The sequence below is a fragment of the Mesorhizobium sp. M8A.F.Ca.ET.057.01.1.1 genome (genome assembly GCF_003952565.1).
Classification (GTDB): domain Bacteria; phylum Pseudomonadota; class Alphaproteobacteria; order Rhizobiales; family Rhizobiaceae; genus Mesorhizobium.
Genome location: NZ_CP034454.1, coordinates 4,643,896 through 4,663,403, shown reverse-complemented (window position 1 = coordinate 4,663,403; position 19,508 = coordinate 4,643,896). Strand labels below are relative to the sequence as shown.

Annotated in this window: 13 protein-coding genes and 4 pseudogenes; 7 read left to right on the top strand and 10 right to left on the bottom strand. The window is 64.0% G+C overall.

The features are described from left to right. The first annotated feature begins 27 nt into the window (after window positions 1–27). Window positions 28–619, top strand: a pseudogene (locus EJ077_RS22260) (histidine phosphatase family protein). On the opposite strand, the pseudogene EJ077_RS22255 reads toward EJ077_RS22260, so the two are convergent. The 3 genes and pseudogenes from EJ077_RS22255 to EJ077_RS22245 form a co-directional block, all read right to left on the bottom strand. Further along, window positions 616–1,091, bottom strand: a pseudogene (locus tag EJ077_RS22255) (DUF2938 domain-containing protein). The pseudogenes EJ077_RS22260 and EJ077_RS22255 sit on opposite strands and share 4 nt — an antisense overlap. A 4-nt stretch (window positions 1,092–1,095) precedes the next feature. Beyond that, window positions 1,096–1,578, bottom strand: a complete 483-nt coding sequence (locus EJ077_RS22250; protein WP_208696288.1) for a peroxiredoxin — start codon at window positions 1,576–1,578, stop codon at window positions 1,096–1,098. A gap of 83 nt (window positions 1,579–1,661) precedes the next feature. Beyond that, window positions 1,662–2,468 (bottom strand): protein-disulfide reductase DsbD domain-containing protein, encoded by an 807-nt coding sequence (locus EJ077_RS22245; protein ID WP_208696285.1) that lies wholly within the window; start codon window positions 2,466–2,468, stop codon window positions 1,662–1,664. A 172-nt stretch (window positions 2,469–2,640) separates the two neighbouring features. On the opposite strand from EJ077_RS22245, the gene EJ077_RS22240 reads away from it, so the two are divergent. Continuing rightward, the gene (locus tag EJ077_RS22240) at window positions 2,641–3,249 is read left to right on the top strand and encodes a YqgE/AlgH family protein (protein ID WP_127281136.1); all 609 of its coding nucleotides are present in this window, start codon (window positions 2,641–2,643) and stop codon (window positions 3,247–3,249) included. Between the two features lie 269 nt (window positions 3,250–3,518). Here the strand turns inward: EJ077_RS22240 and EJ077_RS22235 are convergent. The 4 genes and pseudogenes from EJ077_RS22235 to thrC all read right to left on the bottom strand — a co-directional run bounded on the left by EJ077_RS22235 (window position 3,519) and on the right by thrC (window position 9,723). Next, a pseudogene (locus tag EJ077_RS22235) lies at window positions 3,519–6,406 on the bottom strand (EAL domain-containing protein). 3 nt (window positions 6,407–6,409) lie between these two features. Beyond that, window positions 6,410–7,006 carry a GNAT family N-acetyltransferase gene (locus tag EJ077_RS22230; RefSeq protein WP_208696283.1) on the bottom strand — a complete coding sequence of 199 codons (597 nt, stop codon included), beginning with the start codon at window positions 7,004–7,006 and terminating at the stop codon, window positions 6,410–6,412. Between the two features lie 12 nt (window positions 7,007–7,018). Beyond that, the gene (locus EJ077_RS22225) at window positions 7,019–8,311 is read right to left on the bottom strand and encodes a M16 family metallopeptidase (protein WP_208696281.1); all 1,293 of its coding nucleotides are present in this window, start codon (window positions 8,309–8,311) and stop codon (window positions 7,019–7,021) included. Window positions 8,312–8,325: 14 nt separating this feature from the next. After that, on the bottom strand, window positions 8,326–9,723 hold the full coding sequence (gene thrC, locus EJ077_RS22220) for a threonine synthase (protein WP_208696279.1): 1,398 nt from the start codon (window positions 9,721–9,723) through the stop codon (window positions 8,326–8,328). A 129-nt stretch (window positions 9,724–9,852) separates the two neighbouring features. Here thrC and EJ077_RS22215 point away from each other — a divergent pair, with 129 nt between their 5' ends. Further along, entirely contained in the window at window positions 9,853–10,578 is a 726-nt protein-coding gene (locus EJ077_RS22215; protein ID WP_208696277.1) for a hypothetical protein, read from the top strand. Window positions 10,579–10,620: 42 nt separating this feature from the next. Here the strand turns inward: EJ077_RS22215 and EJ077_RS22210 are convergent, their stop codons facing one another. Beyond that, entirely contained in the window at window positions 10,621–11,310 is a 690-nt protein-coding gene (locus EJ077_RS22210; RefSeq protein ID WP_208696275.1) for an HAD family hydrolase, read from the bottom strand. Window positions 11,311–11,488: 178 nt separating this feature from the next. Between EJ077_RS22210 and EJ077_RS22205 the strand changes: the two are divergent. Next, window positions 11,489–12,633, top strand: a pseudogene (locus EJ077_RS22205) (site-specific DNA-methyltransferase). A 51-nt stretch (window positions 12,634–12,684) separates the two neighbouring features. Here EJ077_RS22205 and EJ077_RS22200 read toward each other — a convergent pair. Both EJ077_RS22200 and mutY read right to left on the bottom strand, forming a co-directional pair. Further along, window positions 12,685–13,296 carry an HAD family hydrolase gene (locus tag EJ077_RS22200; RefSeq protein ID WP_208696273.1) on the bottom strand — a complete coding sequence of 204 codons (612 nt, stop codon included), beginning with the start codon at window positions 13,294–13,296 and terminating at the stop codon, window positions 12,685–12,687. Beyond that, window positions 13,289–14,428 (bottom strand): A/G-specific adenine glycosylase, encoded by a 1,140-nt coding sequence (mutY, locus tag EJ077_RS22195; protein ID WP_208696271.1) that lies wholly within the window; start codon window positions 14,426–14,428, stop codon window positions 13,289–13,291. The genes EJ077_RS22200 and mutY overlap by 8 nt, the downstream gene beginning before the upstream one ends. A 53-nt stretch (window positions 14,429–14,481) precedes the next feature. On the opposite strand from mutY, the gene EJ077_RS22190 reads away from it, so the two are divergent. The 3 genes from EJ077_RS22190 (at window position 14,482) to smc (ending at window position 19,472) form a co-directional block, all read left to right on the top strand. Next, window positions 14,482–14,982, top strand: a complete 501-nt coding sequence (locus tag EJ077_RS22190; RefSeq protein WP_208696268.1) for a DUF721 domain-containing protein — start codon at window positions 14,482–14,484, stop codon at window positions 14,980–14,982. Window positions 14,983–15,146: 164 nt separating this feature from the next. Then, window positions 15,147–15,890 carry a DsbA family protein gene (locus tag EJ077_RS22185; protein WP_127278144.1) on the top strand — a complete coding sequence of 248 codons (744 nt, stop codon included), beginning with the start codon at window positions 15,147–15,149 and terminating at the stop codon, window positions 15,888–15,890. Between the two features lie 123 nt (window positions 15,891–16,013). Beyond that, window positions 16,014–19,472: a chromosome segregation protein SMC gene (gene smc / locus EJ077_RS22180; protein ID WP_208696266.1), complete on the top strand. Its 3,459-nt coding sequence runs from the start codon at window positions 16,014–16,016 to the stop codon at window positions 19,470–19,472. Window positions 19,473–19,508: the final 36 nt, after the last annotated feature.

The window sequence follows — 19,508 nt, the reverse complement described above, 5'->3', positions numbered from 1 at the left end:
GAGCTGACCGGCCGGAGGGTTTCTGTCATGCCGATCGCCTATTACATCACCCATCCTCAGGTTCAGATCGACCCCACCATTCCGGTACCGGATTGGGGCCTTTCAGATGTTGGCCGCGCCAGGGCGCACGCAATGCTGGAGCAGCCGTGGATCGCATCGATCGCGCGTGTGGTGTCATCGGGCGAACGCAAGGCTGTTGAAACCGCCGAGGTGCTCGCGCGGCATCTCGACCTTGCGGTGCAGGTGAGGGAGCGTATGCATGAGAACGACCGGTCGTCGACCGGTTTCCTGCCGCCTCCGGAGTTCGAGGCGGTCGCCGACCGTGTTTTCAAATCCGCATGAAAGCATTCGTGGCTGGGAGCGAGCCATCGACGCGCAGCAGCGCATTGTGAGCGAGGTCGAGGCCGTGCTTGATGCCGGCGGCGCTGGAAATATCGCCTTTGTCGGACATGGCGGTGTCGGTACGCTCCTGCTGCTGTCGCTGAGCGGCAGCCGGATCAGCCGCGACGCGGATCAACCAGCAGGCGGCGGCAACTATTTTGCATATGACTTCGGCGCGAACCGCCTCATCCATGGATGGCGGCCGATCGACAGGCCGGAACAGTCCCTGAATCCTTAGCGGATCAGCAGCGCCGTGCCCCAAAGCCCAAGAGCGAACACCGTGTGCGAGACCAGGTTGAGCGCCCGGATCAGCATCGGATTAGGCCGCTTTGACGCCGCCCAGCCAGCGCCCATGCCTGGCGCCAGCAGGAACCAGCCGGCGCCGATGGTGACGATGCCGAGGATGAAGGCCGGCAGGAAGGTCGGCGAGGCCAACCAGCCCGCGCCCGCCAGCACCACCAGGATGATGCCGTAGACGATGCCGACGAAATAATGGAAGGCCCAGCCAAGAGCGTGCTCATGCGCGTAAGGCGCGGCTGTGCCGATATCGTCGTGGAAAACTTTTTCCCGCAGATGCCAGACCCAGCGCCCGACCGGCCCCAGTTCGGCCGTGGCTGGCCGAACGCCATGTGGAGCAGAAAGGCCCAGAGATCCATCAGCACGGTGGCGCCGATGCCGATCGCTATGGCCTGCCAGACGATATCGAACATCGGCCTAAAGCTGTCCCAGGATGTGAGCGGCTCCGGACTCGTCGACGCCGGGCTTCGTCTCGACATTGAGCGCGGTGACCTTGCCGTCCTCGACTATCATCGAGAAACGCTTCGAGCGCAGCCCCATGCCGGCGGCCGACAGATCGTTGTCGAGACCAACGGACTTGGCGAAATCGCCGCTGCCGTCCGCCAGATAGAGGATCTTGCCTTCGCCGCCGGTGAAGCGCGCCCAGGCGCCCATGACATGGACGTCGTTGACCGAAACGACTGCGATGGTGTCGACGCCGCGCGCCAGGATCGCGTCATGGTTCTCGAGATAGCCGGGCAGATGGTTGTTGCTGCAGGTCGGCGTGAAGGCGCCGGGAACGCCGAACAGAACCACTTTCTTGCCCGGGAAAATCTCGGCCGACGTGATCGCCTTGGCGCCGTCGGCGGTCATGGTCTTGAAGGTCGCCTCGGGCAGCTTGTCGCCAACGGAGATGGTCATGAGTTCCTCGCTTGGGGATTGGGGAAGGACGGTGCTTGGGTAGCGAACTCGGCGGCTTCCTGCAACCGTTCGGGCAAGCTGGATCAAGGGAAAGGCAGCAGCCCTTCGACGGCCCCCGCTGAACTCGTCAGCGTGTAGTGAAGTCCGCCATTCGTGGGCGTTGTAGAGGGGCGATCGAGGATCGGCACGGTGAAGATCAGCTTGCCATCTTTTTCGGTGCGGGAAGGGGTGCCGAACATATAGTCGCGCTCGCCGGCGACGAAGAAATCCGCTGCCTGCGGATCGCCAGGAAAACTCGCCTCGACAATCAGCGTCTCGTGATCGCCCGGCAGCACCTTGATGCCGAAGTCGGGTTTTGCAGCCGCCGGCAATGCCGTGAAACTCGCCTTTACCAGTGCCGTGTCGTCGGCGTTGTCCGGATCGGAAGCGGGGTCGACGCTCAGCCGTGTCTGCACGGGGATGCAGATGGTTTCGCAAATGCCGAGAAAGACGTCGGCATCGATCACGACCGGCTGGTTCGGCGTCGCCAGCGTGAACGTCACCGGCAGCGAAACCGGATAGTTGTAGCCGGCCCATTTGCCATAGCCATCGTCGTGGCGCTGCGGCGCGGGAAACGACAGCGTCGCATCGGCAATATTGGTGCTGGCCGAAATGTCGAGCTGCGGCGGCACACCGGCGGCACCCGGGTCGCGCCAATAGGTCTTCCAGCCGGGTTTGAGCGCGATATCGAGGACACCTTGGATGCGGCCGGCGTCGTCCGGCTTGCCTGATGTCACCAGCCGCACCTTGCCGCCTTCGCTGCTGTACCAGGCGGATGAGGAGGCGGTGGCGGGAAGGGCGGTCGCCAATCCGATGGCGGCGCCGAGCAACAGGATTTTCAAGCTTTGCATGGCGGTGATTTGATCGTCCGTTCGTGGCCGCGCAATGATTTCATGGCCGTGCTGATATCATATTTGCGTGACTTCGCGGGCAAGCCAAGACCGATCCCCGCAATATGGGCTTTGGTCGAATCCGGTACGGCGCATCTTTTCGGCGCCCGGGAAACGCGTTACCCTCCCTGACATGGATTTGTTGCGCCACAAGAAGACAGCCGCCCGCCGTGGCTTTCTCGACGATCAGTTCCTGATTGCTATGCCCGGCATGAAGGACGACCGTTTCACGCGCTCGGTCATCTACATCTGCGCGCACAGCGATGAAGGCGCGATGGGCCTGATCATCAACCAGACGCAGCAGATGCTGTTTCCGGACCTTCTGGTGCAGCTCGGCATCATGAACGAGCAGGAGGCGATCCGCCTGCCGGCGCAGGCGCGCGATTTCGTCGTGCGCAATGGCGGGCCTGTCGACCGCAGCCGGGGCTTCGTCCTGCATTCGGGCGACTATCGCGTGGAATCCTCGCTCACCGTTTCCGACGACATCTGCCTGACCGCGACGGTCGACATATTGCGGGCGATATCGTCAGGGCGCGGGCCGCGTCGCGCGCTGATGGCGCTCGGCTATTCCGGCTGGGGCGCCGGCCAACTGGAAACCGAGATCGCCGAGAATGGCTGGCTGACCTGCCCGGCGACGCCGGAATTGCTGTTCGACGCCGATATCGAACGCAAATACGACCGGATTCTCGCCTCGATCGGCATCGATCTCGCGCATCTCAGCCTGGCCGCCGGCCACGCCTGAAGCCCATCTTCGTCATCCTGGGGCGAAGCAGGAGCGCAGCTCCGTCGCGAGACCCTAGGATCCATTCCGGGACCTCCATCGAAGGATGCAGCGGCGCAGAATTCTGAACCGTTGCAACGCCTTAACCTCACGGCATGGATCCTCGGGTCTGCGCCGCGTCGCTTCGCTCCTTGCTTCGCCCGTGGATGACGAAACGAGTAATGTCTCGGCCAATCGCCGAGGCCTTTTCTCGCTAGGCTATCGCGTTTGGGCAACGCGCCTGAACCCCATCAGGCTTGCGTCAGCGGATACTGCTCCTTCAGCGTCTTCAGCACCTGGTCGCCCGGCATCGGCGCGCCGAACATGAAGCTCTGCACATATTCGCAGCCCATCTGGCGCAGCTCCAGCGCATCGCGCTCGTCGGAGATGCCCTCGGCGACGACAGACAGGCCGAGCTCATGCGCCATGTTGACCATGGATTTGAGCAGCACGGCGCGCTTGGGCGTGCTGTCGTCAACGAAGCTCTTGTCGATCTTGATGGTGTCGAACGGGAACCGCGTCAGGTAGGCGAGCGATGAATAGCCGGTGCCGAAATCGTCCAGCGACAGGCCAATGCCGAGCTGTTTCAGCTTGGTCAGCACATGGGCCGTCTGTTCGGGATTGTCCATGACCAGGGACTCGGTGAGTTCGAGCCGGAAGCAGCGCGGCTTCAAATTGGCGCGTGCGATCACGGAACGCACATCGCTGACCAGGTCGCGGCGGATGAGCTGACGGCTGGACAGGTTGACCGAGACCGACAGCGGTGCGTCGCCAATCTGCTTTTGCCATCCCGCGAGATCCTCGGCCGCCTGCTGCATGGCGAATAGGCCAAGCTGCACGATCAGCCCACAGCTTTCGGCGACCGGGATGAAATCGGCCGGCGGGATCATGCCGCGGCGCGGATGGTCCCAGCGCAGCAACGCTTCGAAGCCGGCGACGCTGCCGTCCTCGAGCCGCACGATCGGCTGGTAGGCAAGCGTGAATTCGCGCCGCTCGATGGCGCGCCGCAGGTCGGATTCGAATTGCAGCCGATCTGTGCCGACGGTGCGGAAAGCCGGGCGGAACGGCTCGATCCTGTCGCCGCCAAAACGCTTGGCCTGATGCATGGCGAGCTCGGCGTCCTTGACCATGTCCTCGGCCGAGGTCTGCGCCGAGGTCCAGGTGATCAGCCCGATCGAGGCGGTCAGCACGATCTCGCGCTTGGCAAAGGTGATCGGGTTGTTGATCGCATGCTTGATGGCATCGGCCACGCCAGCAATGCGGGCGGGATCCTGCTCCGACAGCAGCATCAGCGCGAACTGGTCGCCGGCGAAGCGCGACAGCGAATCCTTCGGCTTCAACAGCCGGTGCAGGCGGCGCGCGATGGTGAGCAGGATGGTGTCGCCGGCCGAGATGCCGAGCCCGTCATTGACCTGCTTGAAGCGGTCGATGTCGATGACGAAGACGGTCGGACGCACCTTCTCTTCGGTACGGGCGATCGAGATGATCGCCTCCAGCCGGTTCATGAACAATTCGCGGTTCGGCAGGCCGGTCAGGTTGTCATGCACGGCGTCGTGCAGCAGCCTTTCCTCGGATTTCTTCTGTTCGGTGACGTCGACCATGGTGCCGACGCAGCGGATCACCTCGCCGTCCGACCCGATCACCGGGCGCGCGCGCAGGGCAAACCAGTGATAGTGCCCGTCGGCGCCGCGCAGGCGGAAATTCTGCGCCACCTTGCCGCGGCGATGCTCCAGAACGACGTCGAGCGTCGTGCGGAACGTGTCGCGGTCATCGGCATGCAGCACCGGCAGCCAGTTGCGCGCGGCACCGCCCAGGCTGTTGGGGCAAGGCCGAGCTGGATGCTGACATCGGGTTTGGTCACCACGCGGTCGCGCAGCACGTCCCAGTCCCACACTGTATCGCCCGACCCCGCGACGGCCAGCGCCTGTCGCTCGAGGTCGGAGAATAGCCCCTGATGCAGCGCACCGCCTGCAAAGGCGTGCTGCATGACGGTGAAGCCGATCAAGAGGATGATCAGGATCAGCCCGCCGCCAAGTGCTGGCTGGGCAATGTCGTTGTCGAGCATGCCGGTGATCGCCATCCATGACCCGCATAGCCATAACAGCACCATGACCCAACTGGGCACCAGCATGATGGCGCGGTCATAACCACGAATACCGAGGAAGATGATCAGGCCAAGCCCGGTCAGCGCCGTGGCGGCAAACGAGATGCGGGCGATGCCGGCGGCGACCGCCGGATCGACGATGGCGACGCCGGCGATCAGCAGCAGGCCCAGAATCCAGACCAGGGCACCATAGCTGAAATGGCCGTGCCACCGATTGAGGTTGAGATAGGCGAACAGGAACACCACGAAGGTCGCCGCCAGCGCCACCTCGGTTCCGGCTCGCCACATTTGCTCGTTGCCGGGCGAGATCTCGATGACCTTGTTGAGGAAGCCGAAATCGACGCAGATATAGGCAAGCACCGCCCAGGCAAGGGCTGCCGTCGCCGGGAACATCGACGTACCCTTGACGACGAACAGGATGGTCAGGAACAGCGCCAGAAGGCCGGCGATACCGATGACGATGCCGCGAAACAGCGTGTAGGAATTGACCGAGTCCTTGTAGGATTCCGGATCCCAGAGATAGACCTGCGGCAGCTTCGGCGAGGCAAGCTCGGCGATGAAGGTGATCACCGTGCCGGGGTTCAGCGTCACCAGGAACACGTCGGCGTCGGGGCTGGCCTGGCGGTCGAGCGCGAAGCCTTCGCTGGGCGTGATGGCGGCGATGCGCGTCGAGCCCAGATCGGGCCAGAAGATACCGGAATTGACCAGCCGGAAATGCGGCGCGACGATCAGCCTGTCGAGCTGCTGGTCGGTGGTGTTGGCGAGCGCGAACACCGCCCAGTCGCCGGTCGAGCGGGCGTCGTTGGCTTCGACCTCGATGCGCCGCACGATGCCGTCCGGCCCGGGCGCGGTCGACACCTGGAAGTTCTCACCCTGGTTGCGGTAGATCTCGACGGCGCGCGAAAGGTCGAGCGCGACATCGTCGCGGGCAATCTTGATGGGCTCTACGGCAAAGGCCGACGAAGCCGCGCACAGCGTCAGCATCGTCGCCAGCAGAATGGCGAACAGCGGCCCGTTTCGCAGGAAATTCGTCAAAAATCAGTCCTTCGTTCCAGCGCCCGGCGGATCGTCGGCGATCCGGGCGTAGAGGTAGTGGTCCTGCCAGATGCCGTTGATCCTGAGATAGGATCGCAGAAGTCCTTCGCGCCGGAATCCGGCTTTTTCAAGCACGCGGATCGACCTGATATTGTCGGGAATACAGGCGGCTTCGATCCGGTGCAACCTCAGCGTATCGAAGGCGAAGCGGGCCACCACCTTGACCGCGTCGGTCATCAGGCCACGACCGCCGAAGCGTTCGCCGATCCAGTAGCCGACATGGCCGCTTTGCGAGACGCCGTGACGTATGTTGCCGAGCGTGATACCGCCCGCGAGCTTGCCGCTCGACTTCTCGAAGATGAAGAAGGCGATCGCCGTTCCCTGTGCGTAGTCCTCACGGTAGCGGCTGATGCGTAGGCGCCATGCCGTGCGGTCGAGTTCGTCGGGGGTCCAGCGCGGTTCCCACGGCTCCAGGAACGCCCGGCTTTCGCCGCGCACCGCCGACCACTCGCGATAATCGTTGGTGAACGGCACGCGCAACGTGACGAGGCTGCCCTTCAGTGCCGGCAGGTCACGGCGAAAGAAAGGGAGCGCGAACACGGCGCTTGGGACTTAGACGGCGAGCCTGCGGGCCGTGGTCTGCGTACCCGGAAGCGAATCGAGGATCGCCTCGTATGGTGCCAGCGTACCCACGGGCCCGACAGCGGTTAGCGTCGGCTTGGTCGAGAACATCCGCGACGACAGGTCGGTCAGGCGCTCGATCGTCAGCGCCGCCAGCCGCTCCATCAACTCTTCCTTTGCGATCGGACGACCGAAAAGGAGCAGTTGCCGCGCGATTTGCGAGGCGCGGCTGGCCGGACTTTCGGCGGACATGATCAGCCCGGCGCGATACTGAGCGCGCGCACGGTCGAGTTCTTCCTGCAGGATGCTCTCGCCCGCCTTCTGCAACTCGTCAATGATGACAGGCACCAGTTTGGCGATGTCGCTCTGCCCCGTGGCGGCATGGACGCCGAATATGCCCGTATCGGAAAAACCCCAGTGGAAGGCATAGACCGAGTAGCAGAGGCCGCGTTTCTCGCGGACTTCCTGGAACAGACGCGACGACATGCCGCCACCGAGAATCATCGACAGCACCTGCGAGGCGTAGAAATCGCGCACATGATAGGCGCGGCCCTCGAAGCCCAGCACGATCTGCGCGTCCATCAGGTCGCGGTCCTCACGGAAATCGCCGCCGACATATTGCGCGTATTGCGGAATGGTGCTGTCGGCCTTGCTGCGGAAGCCGCCGAGCCGGTTTTCGACCTCGCGCACGAACTTGTCGTGCTTGATGTCGCCGGCGGCCACGATCACCATCCGCTCGGCGCCATACTGGCGTTCGATGAAATCGCGCAACTGCTTGGAGGTGAAGGATTTTACCGTTTCGGGCGTGCCCAGGATCGAGCGGCCGATGGTCTGGTGGCGGAAGGCCGTCTCGGTGAAACGGTCGAAAACGATGTCGTCGGGCGTGTCGTGCGCGGCGCCGATCTCCTGCAGGATGACGTGCTGCTCGCGCTCGAGTTCCTGCGGGTCGAATTCTGACTCCTGCAGGATGTCGGACAGGATGTCGACCGCCAGCGGCACATCGTCGGAGAGCACCCTGGCGTAGTAGGAGGTGGTCTCGACGCTGGTGGCGGCATTGATCTCGCCGCCGACGTCCTCGATCTCCGAGGCGATCTCGAAGGCGCTTCGCCGCTTCGTCCCCTTGAACGCCATGTGTTCGAGCAGATGGGCCATGCCATGCTCTTCTTCGCGTTCATTGCGGGCACCCGACTTGACCCAGGCACCCAAGGCAACCGATTCGATACTTGGAAGGGTTTCGGTGGCGACTGTCAGGCCGTTCGACAGACGGCTTACCTCAACACCCATATGGCTCGTACTCCCTAACGCGCCGCCCGCGCGCGGCGGCCGACGTAATCTTCCACCATTTTCAGGTCGGATGGAAGTACCGTGTATTTTTCCTCAAATGTCATCAATCCCCCTAGCCATGCGGGCAGGGCGGGCGAGACACCGCTGGCGGCCTCGACGGCGGCCGGGAATTTCGCCGGATGTGCGGTGCCCAGCACCACCATCGGCACGGCGCCCGATGCTTTGCCGGCCGCGACATACATGGCCGCGGCGGTGTGCGGATCTAGAAGATAATTGCTGCCCGCGAGCGTCGAGCGGATGGTGGCGGCGACCTCGTCCATGGTGGCGCGGCCGGCATCGAATTCGGACCGCATCCCGGCGATTTCCCCGGCTTCGACGGTGAAAGCGCCCGATTGCTTCAAGCCGGCCATGTAGCGCCGCACAGTCGCCGCATCGCGGTTTGACGCCTCGAAAAGCAAGCGTTCGAAGTTCGAGGAAACCTGGATGTCCATCGACGGCGAGGTGGTCGTAAAGACCCCTTTTGTCCGGTATTCGCCGGTCGCGAAGGTGCGAGCCAATATGTCGTTGTCGTTGGTGGCGATAACCAGCCGGTCGATCGGCAGGCCCATCTTCTTGGCGGCGTAGCCGGCGAAGATATCGCCGAAATTGCCGGTCGGCACGGTGAAGGAGACCGGCCTGTCCGGTGCGCCGAGCGACAGCGCCGAGGAGAAATAATAGACGATCTGGGCCATGATGCGCGCCCAATTGATCGAATTGACCCCCGACAGCGACACCCGGTCGCGAAAGCCGTGATCGTTGAACATATCCTTCAGCAGGCCCTGACAGTCGTCGAAATTGCCTTCGATCGCCAGTGCATGGACATTTTCAGCCTTCGACGTCGTCATCTGCCGCTGCTGCACCGGCGAGACGCGGCCATGCGGGAACAGGATGAAGATGTCGGTGCGGCTGCGCCCGGCAAAGGCGTCGATGGCCGCGCCGCCGGTATCGCCCGACGTGGCGCCGACGATGGTGGCATGCCGGCCGCGTTCGGCAAGCACATGGTCCATCAGCCGGGCAAGCAATTGCATCGCCACGTCCTTGAACGCCAGCGTCGGCCCATGGAAGAGTTCGAGGACAAAAGTGTTGGCGCCGGTCTGCACCAGCGGACAGACAGCCTCATGGCGGAAGGTGGCATAGGCTTCGCGGACCAGGCGCTCGAAGACCGGCGCGGCGATCTCGCCGCCGAGGAACGGCGTCAGCAGGCGGATTGCGAGGTCAGGATAGGCAAGGCCACGCATGGCGCGGATCTCGGATGGCGAGAAGTGCGGCCATTCGCGCGGCACATAAAGCCCGCCATCGCGCGCCAGGCCGGCCAGGACGGCGTCGGAAAATCCAAGCGCGGGCGCTTCCCCGCGGGTACTCACATAGTCCATGCCACAGATCCGTTTGCCGCTTGTTTTTCCGTTCACCACAAGGTGGTTAATTTCTGCGCCGGCTCTAGTCGCATTTTTGCCGCGCGGTTGATATACGTCACCAGCTTTGCGAGAGGGAAGTGCAGTTTCATGGCGTTTCGTATATCAAGTGGTCGCTTTTTGGCGGGTCTTGCGCTCACGGGCTTTATGCTTGCCGCCGCCGGCTGCCAATCCGGCGACAATGGCATCCTGAACCTCGGTTTCGGCAAGAAGGACCCGACGGCGCCACCGCCGCCGCAGGACCCCAAGGTGCTGGCCAGCCAGCTGAACGCCTATTGCCCAAGGGTGACGGTGCGCGATGGCACGGCGTTCTTCAACACCTATGTCAACGAGGCCCAGAAGCCCAAGCCGAAGCTCAAGAAGACCGGCGACGCCGCTGCGGATGCCGCCGCGCAGGCCGCGGCTGACGCCGCCGCCGCTACGCCGCCCGACGATTCGGCGAAGATCATTTATCAGGCATCGATCAGCGATGTGACCCGCGACTGCAGCCGTGCCGACGGCCAACTGACGATGAAGATCGCGGTTGCCGGCAAGATCGTACCAGGGCCGAAGTTCTCGCCCGGCACCATCACCATGCCGATCCGCACCGCGGTCATGCACGGCACCGACGTGCTCTACTCGCAGATCCACCAGTATCAGGTCCAAGTCACCGATCCCTCGGTCGCCACCCAGTTCGTCTTTACCGATTCCAATGTGGTCGTACCGGCGCCAACGGCTGCGGACTATCAGGCCTATGCCGGCTATGATGAAACCGCGCCCAAGGCTACAACCGACAAGCCGAAGCGCAAGAAGAAGAAGGCTGCCGCAACGAACTGAGCGGCCCTCAGCGTGGCGTGCATCCGGTCGGGCGCACGCAGCTCAAGCATTCGCAGACCACTCCGACAGCGCCGCGATAACGCTTTTCAACTCCGCCCACCGCCGGATGACCGTTTCGGCGCCGGCCTCCGTCAGGGCGTCGGCATGGCCGGGATAGCTGTGGCTGGCGCCCGTAAAACCGATCACGCGCATACCGGCGGCCGTAGCGCCGGTGACGCCGTGCACGGAATCCTCGATGACGAAGGTGTTCGCCGGGTTGGCGCCGAGCTTTTCGGCGGCATGCAGGAACACGTCTGGGGCCGGCTTGGTCTTTCCGGTCGGCGTCTCCAGCGCCGAGAAGATGCGTCCGGCGAAGAATGGCAGCAGATGGACCTTCTCCAGCATGAACTCGATCCGTTCCGAACGTGAGTTGGAGCAGATACAGCGTTGCGTCGTGACCGAGGCGACCGCTTCGCGCACACCCTCGATGGCACGAACGTCGCTGCGCAGTTTGCGGTCGACCAATTCCTCGGCGCGATCGATCAACAAGACCTGGAACGGGGTCTTGGACTTCTCCTCGATCCGCATCAGTATGTCCTTGAAGGTCAGGCCCGCATAGGTCTCGGCAATCTCCTCCGCCGAGATTTCATATCCGGCCAGGGTGATCAATTCGGCCTCCACCCGTGCGGCGATGATTTCGGAATCGACGAGCACGCCGTCGCAATCGAAGATGACAAGTTCTGGCTGGGGCATGGTGATCCGGACGATGGAGGAGGGAGAAATGGCCGCTCAGGGCTCAAGCGGCGGGGCATACACCAATGGGCACGCCTTCGCAAACTCCTGCACCGGATCGATAAAGCTTCACTGAATATTTACGCTGATCGGTAACCATAACGGGGAGTAAACAGTAACGCGTGCCTTGGGTGTAAAAATGTCAGCCGTGCGTCTTCTCGACGAGCTCTCCCACGCTCCCCAGCAATCCGAATGGCTGGACACGATCCTGAAAGGCGACTGTGTCGCGGCGCTCGACCGCCTGCCGGAAAAGTCGATCGACGTCATCTTTGCCGATCCCCCTACAATCTGCAGCTCGACGGCGATCTGCACCGTCCCGACCAGTCCAAGGTCGATGCGGTCGACGACGACTGGGACCAGTTCGAGAGCTTCGAAGCCTATGACGCCTTCACCCGCGCCTGGCTGCTGGCGGCGCGCCGCGTGCTGAAGCCCAACGGCACGATCTGGGTCATCGGCTCCTACCACAACATCTTCCGGGTCGGCGCCAAGATGCAGGATCTCGGCTTCTGGATCCTCAACGACGTGGTCTGGCGCAAGACCAATCCGATGCCGAATTTCCGCGGCCGCCGCTTCCAGAACGCGCATGAGACGATGATCTGGGCCTCGCGCGATCAGAAGGGCAAGGGCTATACCTTCAACTATGAAGCGCTGAAGGCGTCTAACGACGATATCCAGATGCGCTCCGACTGGCTGTTCCCGATCTGCACTGGCGGCGAGCGCTTGAAGAACGACAATGGCGACAAGCTGCATCCGACGCAGAAGCCCGAGGCGCTGCTTGCCCGTATCATGATGGCCTCGACCAAGCCGGGGGACGTCGTGCTCGACCCGTTCTTCGGCTCCGGCACGACGGGTGCCGTGGCCAAGCGCCTCGGCCGCCACTTCGTCGGCATCGAGCGCGAGCAGGCCTATATCGACGCCGCCAATGAGCGCATCGATGCCGTGCGGCCACTCGACGAAGCGGATCTCACCGTGCTTACCGGCAAGCGCGCCGAGCCGCGCGTCGCCTTCGTCAGCCTGATCGACACCGGGCTGGTGACGCCCGGTGCCACGCTCTATGACGCCAAGAAGCGCTGGGCCGCCAAGGTTCGCGCCGATGGCACGGTGGCGATCGGCGACAGCGCCGGCTCGATCCACAAGATCGGCGCCGAGGTGCAGGGGCTGGACGCCTGCAATGGCTGGACCTTCTGGCATTATGAGCGCAGCGGCGGCCTGACCCCCATCGACGAACTGCGTCGCATCGCCCGCCTCGGCATGGAACGGGCAGGGGGTGACTCCTGCCGCTAGCCGCATATTCGTTGATTCAAAGTCTCAACGGATCGCCGCAAGCGATAGAGATCACGCCTTTATTCCCAACCGTTCAAGGTCCGCTTGAAGCGTCTTGGCATCGGTGAACAGCACCGATTGCCAGCCCGCCGCCCGGGCGCCATCGACATTCTTCTGGCTGTCGTCGATGAACAATGTGACGGATGGCTCTAGGCCGAACGCGGCCACGTGATGGTCGTAGATGTCGCGGTCGGGCTTGATCTTGCCGATATCGCCGGACACTGTCACGCCGCGCGGACGGTTGAGAAAATCGAAGCGCTGCCGGGCTTCGGCCAGCGTGTCGGAGGCGAAGTTGGTCAGCATGGTCACGTCGTGGCCGCTTTCGATCAGGCTCAGCATGATGGCGACGCTGTCGTCATAGGCATGCGGCACCATCTCGTGCCAGTGCCGGCGGAAATTGCGGATGTTCTCCGCGTGTCCGGGATGCTCAGCGATCAGCAGCGCCTCGGCCTCTTGCCACGTCCGGCCACGGTCCTGCTCGAGGTTCCAGTCATGCGTGCAGACATTGTCGAAGAACCACTTTCGCTCTTCGGCATCGGGAATGAGGCGGCTGAATGGAATGTTTGGATCGTAGTGGATCAGCACCTTGCCGATGTCGAAAACGATGTGGCGGATTTCAGTCATGGGGTCTCTTTGCAACTGATGGCGACGGCTTTTTCGTCGCGCCCGGTATCGCCGCTTCGATTGCCTTTTTCATGACAGTCGGCAGTGCCTCTCCGGAAATCTCGCCAGCGGGCGACCAGAAATGCCCTTCCAGCACTTCACCTTTGATGTGGGCGTGAAAGACTTCGAGTTCGAGCGCGAAATGGGTGAAGACATGCGTGATTGACCCAGCGTGCCGCCAGGCGCCTGGAAAGGGCGCCGCCGCTTGCGTGGTGGCTCCGTCCACCCGTGCTGTCCAGGCGGTGGTCGGCACTTCCGTCATGCCACCGAGCAGTCCCTTTTCCGGCCGCTTGCGCAAAAGAATGGCGCCGTCCTCACGCGCGGCCACGAAAGCCGCGCCGCGCCGCAGCGGTTTATCGGCTTTTGGCAGCCGCACCGGGAAATTCTCGGGGTCGCCTGCAATGACGGCGCTGCAGTCCTGACGCAGCGGGCACAGCATGCAGCGCGGCCGGCGTGGCGTGCAGATCGTGGCGCCGAGATCCATCATCGCCTGGGCGAAGTCGCCGGGCCTTGTCGCCGGCACCATGCGCTCGACATGGGCCCGTATCTCGGCCTTGGCTTCGCTGAGCGGCGTCGTGATCGAAAACAGCCTTGAGATGACGCGTTCGACATTGCCGTCGACAACGGCCGCCGGGCGGTCGAAGGCGATCGCCGTTATTGCCGCCGACGTATAGGCGCCGATGCCCGGCAATTCTCGAAGTCCGGCCTCGGTGTCGGGAAACCGGCCGCCACGCGCCGCCACCAGATCGGCGCAGGCCTTGAGGTTGCGGGCGCGGGAATAGTAGCCGAGCCCGGCCCAAGCTTTCATCACATCCTCGGTCCGCGCCGCGGCCAAGGCTTCGACATCGGGCCATTTCTCGACAAAGGCGCGGAAATAGGATTTCACCGCTTCGACGGTGGTCTGCTGCAGCATCACCTCGGACAGCCAGATAGGGTAGGGGTCGGGCCGCACGCCGCGCGCATGCTCGCGCGGCGTCACGCGCCACGGCAGTTCGCGATGATGCGCGTCGTACCATGCGAGCAGCCGTGACGCCGTATCGTCGGCCTTGGCTCTGCTGGTCTGGGCCTTGCGGGTCTGGTCTGCTGGTGCCATTGATCTTGCGTTGGCTTGGCCGGTGTCTGCTGGGTCGTGGCTGGAGAACGCACATGGCAGGGAAAAGGCCCTTCGGCAATCCCGTTCCGGTGAGCGACCTCGCCACCGAGATCCTCGACCCGGTATTGCGCAAGCGGGCAGGCATCTCGATCGGTCTCGTCCAGTCCTGGGAAGAGATTGCCGGCCCGCGCCTGGCCATGCACTCGCGACCCGAAAAGATCCAGTGGCCGCGTCGCTTGCACGAGGACGATCCATTCGAGCCGGCCGTGCTGGTCATTGCCTGCGAAGGCATGGCCGCGCTTCATCTGCAGCACGAGACCGGCGAGATCATCAACCGGGTCAACGCCTTCCTTGGCTTTACCGCGATAGGCCGCATCAGGATCGTGCAAAAGCCGGTGACTTCGGGAAAAGCCCGGCCCAAACCTGCCCTCAGGCCACTAAGCGCGGCGGAAAAGGCGAAATTGGCCGATACGGTCGGGTTGATCGAGGATGACGGACTGCGCGCCTCGCTGGAAAGGCTGGGTGCGACCATTTTGGGCGGAAGGAAAGCCTAGTTCGGACTGGAAACAGTCATAGGTTTGTCGTTAATCTCGCGCATTCGTGATCACCCTTGTCAGGTTTCGCGATTGGATTGGGGACAGGGATGCCTTAATTCGCGCCAACTCTCGCTTTTTCGTACCTTTGCATTGCAAAATCCAACCCTTATCAGGTGATTCGTATGAGCCGTACCCCGTTTGGCCAAAGCTTCTCTCGCAGAAACGTCCTGACTTCGCTGGCCGCCATTCCGGCGGTGGCCCTGCTCGCGGCCTGCAGTGATTCCGGCGAACAGGCCAAGGCGGCGGATGTCAAGCCCGCCGACCCGGCAACGCCCGCGAAGCCGGCCACGCCCGCCGCGGTCCAGGTGCCGGAGGCGCAAGGCACGGTGGATATGGCCGAATTGCTGAAGCCGGGTGCGCTGCCCGACAAGCAGCTCGGCAAGGACGACGCCAAGGTCACCATCGTCGAATACGCTTCGATGACCTGCCCGCACTGCGCGCACTTCGCCGAGACCACCTTCCCGGATTTGAAGACCAAGTACATCGATACCGGCAAGGCCCGTTACATCCTGCGCGAATTCCCGTTCGATCCCAGCGCCGAGGCCGGTTTCATGCTGGCGCGCTGCGCCAAGGATAACTATTTCCCGATGGTCGATGTCCTGTTCCGGCAGCAGGCGAACTGGGTCGGCGTGTCCAACACCAAGGATGCGCTGCTGCAAATCTCCAAGCTTGCCGGTTTTACACAGGAGTCCTTCGAGGCCTGCTTGACGGACCAGAAACTTCTGGACGATGTGAGATCGGTCCAGAAGCGCGGCGCCAATGAATTCAAGGTCGACTCGACGCCGACCTTCTTCATCAACGGTAAGACCTACAAAGGGGCGATGTCGATTGAGGAAATGTCGGCCATCATCGACCCTCTGCTCTGACATCGGCTCAGCGCTGAAGCGGCAGCGCTCCGGCGCTGCTTGCCTTTCTATCTGTTCGCGCGCCATGCGCCCTATCGCAAAACTTCGGTACACTTTTGCGGAACCGGTGTATGAGGCGCGTGAATGAAGTTTTCGCGCCTCCGCCTTCTTGGTTTCAAGTCCTTCGTGGAACCCGGCGAGTTCGTCATCGAACGCGGCCTGACCGGCATTGTCGGGCCGAACGGGTGCGGCAAGTCGAACCTCGTCGAGGCGCTGCGCTGGGTGATGGGCGAAAGCTCCTACAAGAACATGCGCGCGTCCGGCATGGACGACGTGATCTTTTCCGGCTCGGGCACGCGTCCCGCCCGCAACACCGCCGAAGTCACGCTTTTCCTCGACAACAGCGACCGCTCGGCTCCATCCGCCTTCAATGATGCCGACGAACTGCAGGTGTCGCGCCGCATCGAGCGCGAGGCGGGCTCCCTCTACCGCATCAACGGCAAGGAGGCGCGCGCCAAGGACGTACAGCTTCTGTTCGCAGATCAGTCGACCGGGGCACGCTCGCCTTCGATGGTCGGGCAGGGGCGTATCGGCGAACTGATCCAGGCCAAGCCGCAGGCCCGTCGCGCCCTGCTCGAAGAGGCGGCCGGTATTTCCGGCCTGCACACCCGCCGCCACGAGGCGGAACTGAGGCTGAAGGCGGCAGAACAGAATCTCGAACGCCTGGACGACGTCGTTGGCGAACTGGAAAGCCAGATCGAAAGCCTGAAGCGCCAGGCGCGCCAGGCTTCGCGCTTCAAGAACCTGTCCGCCGACATCCGCAAGGCCGAAGCAACGCTCTTGCATCTGCGCTGGACGCTGGCCAAGACGCAGGAAGGCGAGGCGCGTTCGGCGCTGGCTACGGCCACGGCGCTCGTCGGCGACCGCGCCGCCACGCAGATGAACGCGGCCAAGGAGCAGGGCATCGCCGCCCATCGTTTGCCTGACCTGCGCGACGCGGAAGCAGCGGCTGCGGCCGCTTTCCAGCGGCTGTCGATCGCCAGGTCGCAGATCGAGGAAGAAGCCGGCCGCATCCGCGCCCGTCAGGCCGAACTCGAGCGCCGGTTGCAGCAGCTCGACGGCGACATCGCCCGCGAAGAGCGGATGGTACGCGACAACGCCGACGTTCTCGAGCGCCTGCGCGCGGAAGAGGCCGCGCTGAACTCCGAAAACGCCGGTGCCGCGGAGCGCGAGGCCACCACCCGCGCGGCATTCGAACAGGCCGCCTCGACGCTTGCGCAAAGCGAAGCCAAGCTCGCCGCGCTGACCGCCGAGCGCGCGGAGGCTGCCGCCTCGCGCCATCAGATCGAACGGACTTTGCGCGAAGCCGCCGAGCGGCGCGATCGCTTCGCCCGCCAGCTCGCCGATGTCGACCGCGAATTGTCGGACATCCTCGTGAAGGTGGCCGGCCTGCCGGACCCGGCCGAGAAACAGATCCTGGTCGAACAGGCACTGGCGTTGCTGGAAGAGTCGGAGGCCGCGGCTGAGCAGGCCGAGCAGTCGGTCATCGACGCTCGTGGCGCCGAAAGTGCCGCGCGTCCGCCGCTTCAGGACGCCAGGGCGGAACTGGCGCGGATCGAGACCGAAGCGCGTACGCTGGCCAAGATTCTGAATGCGGCCAGCGGCGATCTCTTCCCTTCCGTGCTGGAGCAGATCAGCGTCGAGCGCGGCTTCGAGACGGCTCTGGGCGCGGCCCTGGGCGAAGATCTCGATGTGCCGCTCGACCGCCGCGCGCCGGCGCATTGGGGAGAAAGCGAAATCCAGCCCGGCGACGCCACGCTTCCGGAAGGGGTCAAGAGCCTTGCCAGCGTGGTTCGCGCGCCGGCACAGCTTGCCCGCCGGCTGGCGCAGATCGGCATCGTCGAGGCCACTGACGGCCGCCGGTTGCAGGGGCTTCTGGCTCCCGGCCAGCGCCTGGTCAGTCGTGAGGGCGCGCTGTGGCGCTGGGACGGCCTGACCGCCAGCGCCGATGCGCCGACCGCCGCGGCACAAAGGCTGGCGCAGAAGAACCGGCTTGCCGAACTCGATGCCGAAGCGGTGCAGGCGACGCTCGTCCTGCGCCAGGCCGAGGAGGCGCTGGCACAGGCCGAGCAGGCCCTCCGCCAGGCAAGCGAAGCGGAGCGGACCACGCGCCAGGCCGGACGCGATGCCCAGCATCGGCTGGATGCTGCCCGCAATGCGCTGGCCGAGGCGGAAAAGGCCGGCGGTGAACTGTCGAGCCGGCGTGCCGCGCTGGACGAGGCGCGTGCCCGCATAGTCGACAGCCACGAGGAGACGTCGGCGGCTTTCGTCGAGGCCGAGATGTTGTTGCAGGACGGGCCGGATCTCGGCGATCTGCAATTGCAGCTCGAACAATCCTCGGCCAATGTCTCTCGCGACCGCGCCGCACTGGCCGACGCCCGCGCCGTCCATGAAGGCTTGCGGCGCGAAGCCGAGGCACGTACGCGGCGTCTGGATGCCATCGGCGCTGAGCGCGGCAACTGGCTGGCACGTGCTGAAAACGCCTCGACGCAGATCGCCTCGCTCGGCGAACGCAAGGCGGAGGCCGAGGCCGAGCGCGAACGGCTGGCCGATGCACCCGACGAGATCGACGCCAAGCGCCGTGCATTGCTCTCGCAACTCACCGAGGCCGAGACTTTGCGCAAGGCGGCCGCCGACCGTCTGCAGGAAGCGGAGAACAGGCAGGCCGAACTGGACAAGGCGGCCACATCAGCCATCCAGTCGCTGGCCGAGGCGCGCGAAACCCGCGCCCGCGCCGAGGAACGGCTGACGGCGGCGGACGAGCGCCGGCTGGAAGTCGAGGCGCGCATCCAGGAAACGCTGAACACGCCGCCGCATCTGGTCATCCGCCACACCGGCCTGGAAGCCGACGATCCGATGCCCGAGATGCCCGAGATCGAACGCCAGTTGGATCGGCTGAAAATCGAGCGCGAACGGCTCGGCGCCGTCAATTTGCGCGCCGAGGAAGAGCAGAAGGAGCTTTCCGAGCGCCTCGAGACCATCGTGTCGGAGCGCGAGGACATCATCGAAGCGATCCGCAAGCTGAGGCAAGCAATCCAGAGCCTCAACCGTGAAGGCCGCGAGCGGCTGCTGGCCGCCTTCGATGTGGTCAACAGCCATTTCCAGCGACTGTTCTCGCACCTGTTCGGTGGCGGCACGGCGGAATTGCAACTGATCGAATCCGACGACCCGCTGGAGGCGGGACTGGAGATTCTTGCCCGCCCACCCGGCAAGAAGCCGCAGACCATGACGCTGCTGTCGGGCGGCGAGCAGGCGCTGACGGCGATGTCGCTGATCTTTGCCGTGTTCCTGACCAATCCGGCGCCGATCTGCGTGCTCGACGAAGTCGACGCGCCGCTCGACGATCACAATGTCGAGCGCTTCTGCAATCTCATGGACGAGATGGCCAAGACCACCGAGACACGGTTCGTCATCATCACCCACAATCCCATCACCATGGCGCGCATGGACCGGCTGTTTGGCGTGACCATGGCCGAGCAGGGCGTCAGCCAGTTGGTCTCCGTCGACTTGCAGGCCGCGGAGGCGATGCGCGAGGCAAGCTGACGCTGACAGCGTCGCGACCCGTAGGAACCGCGCGTT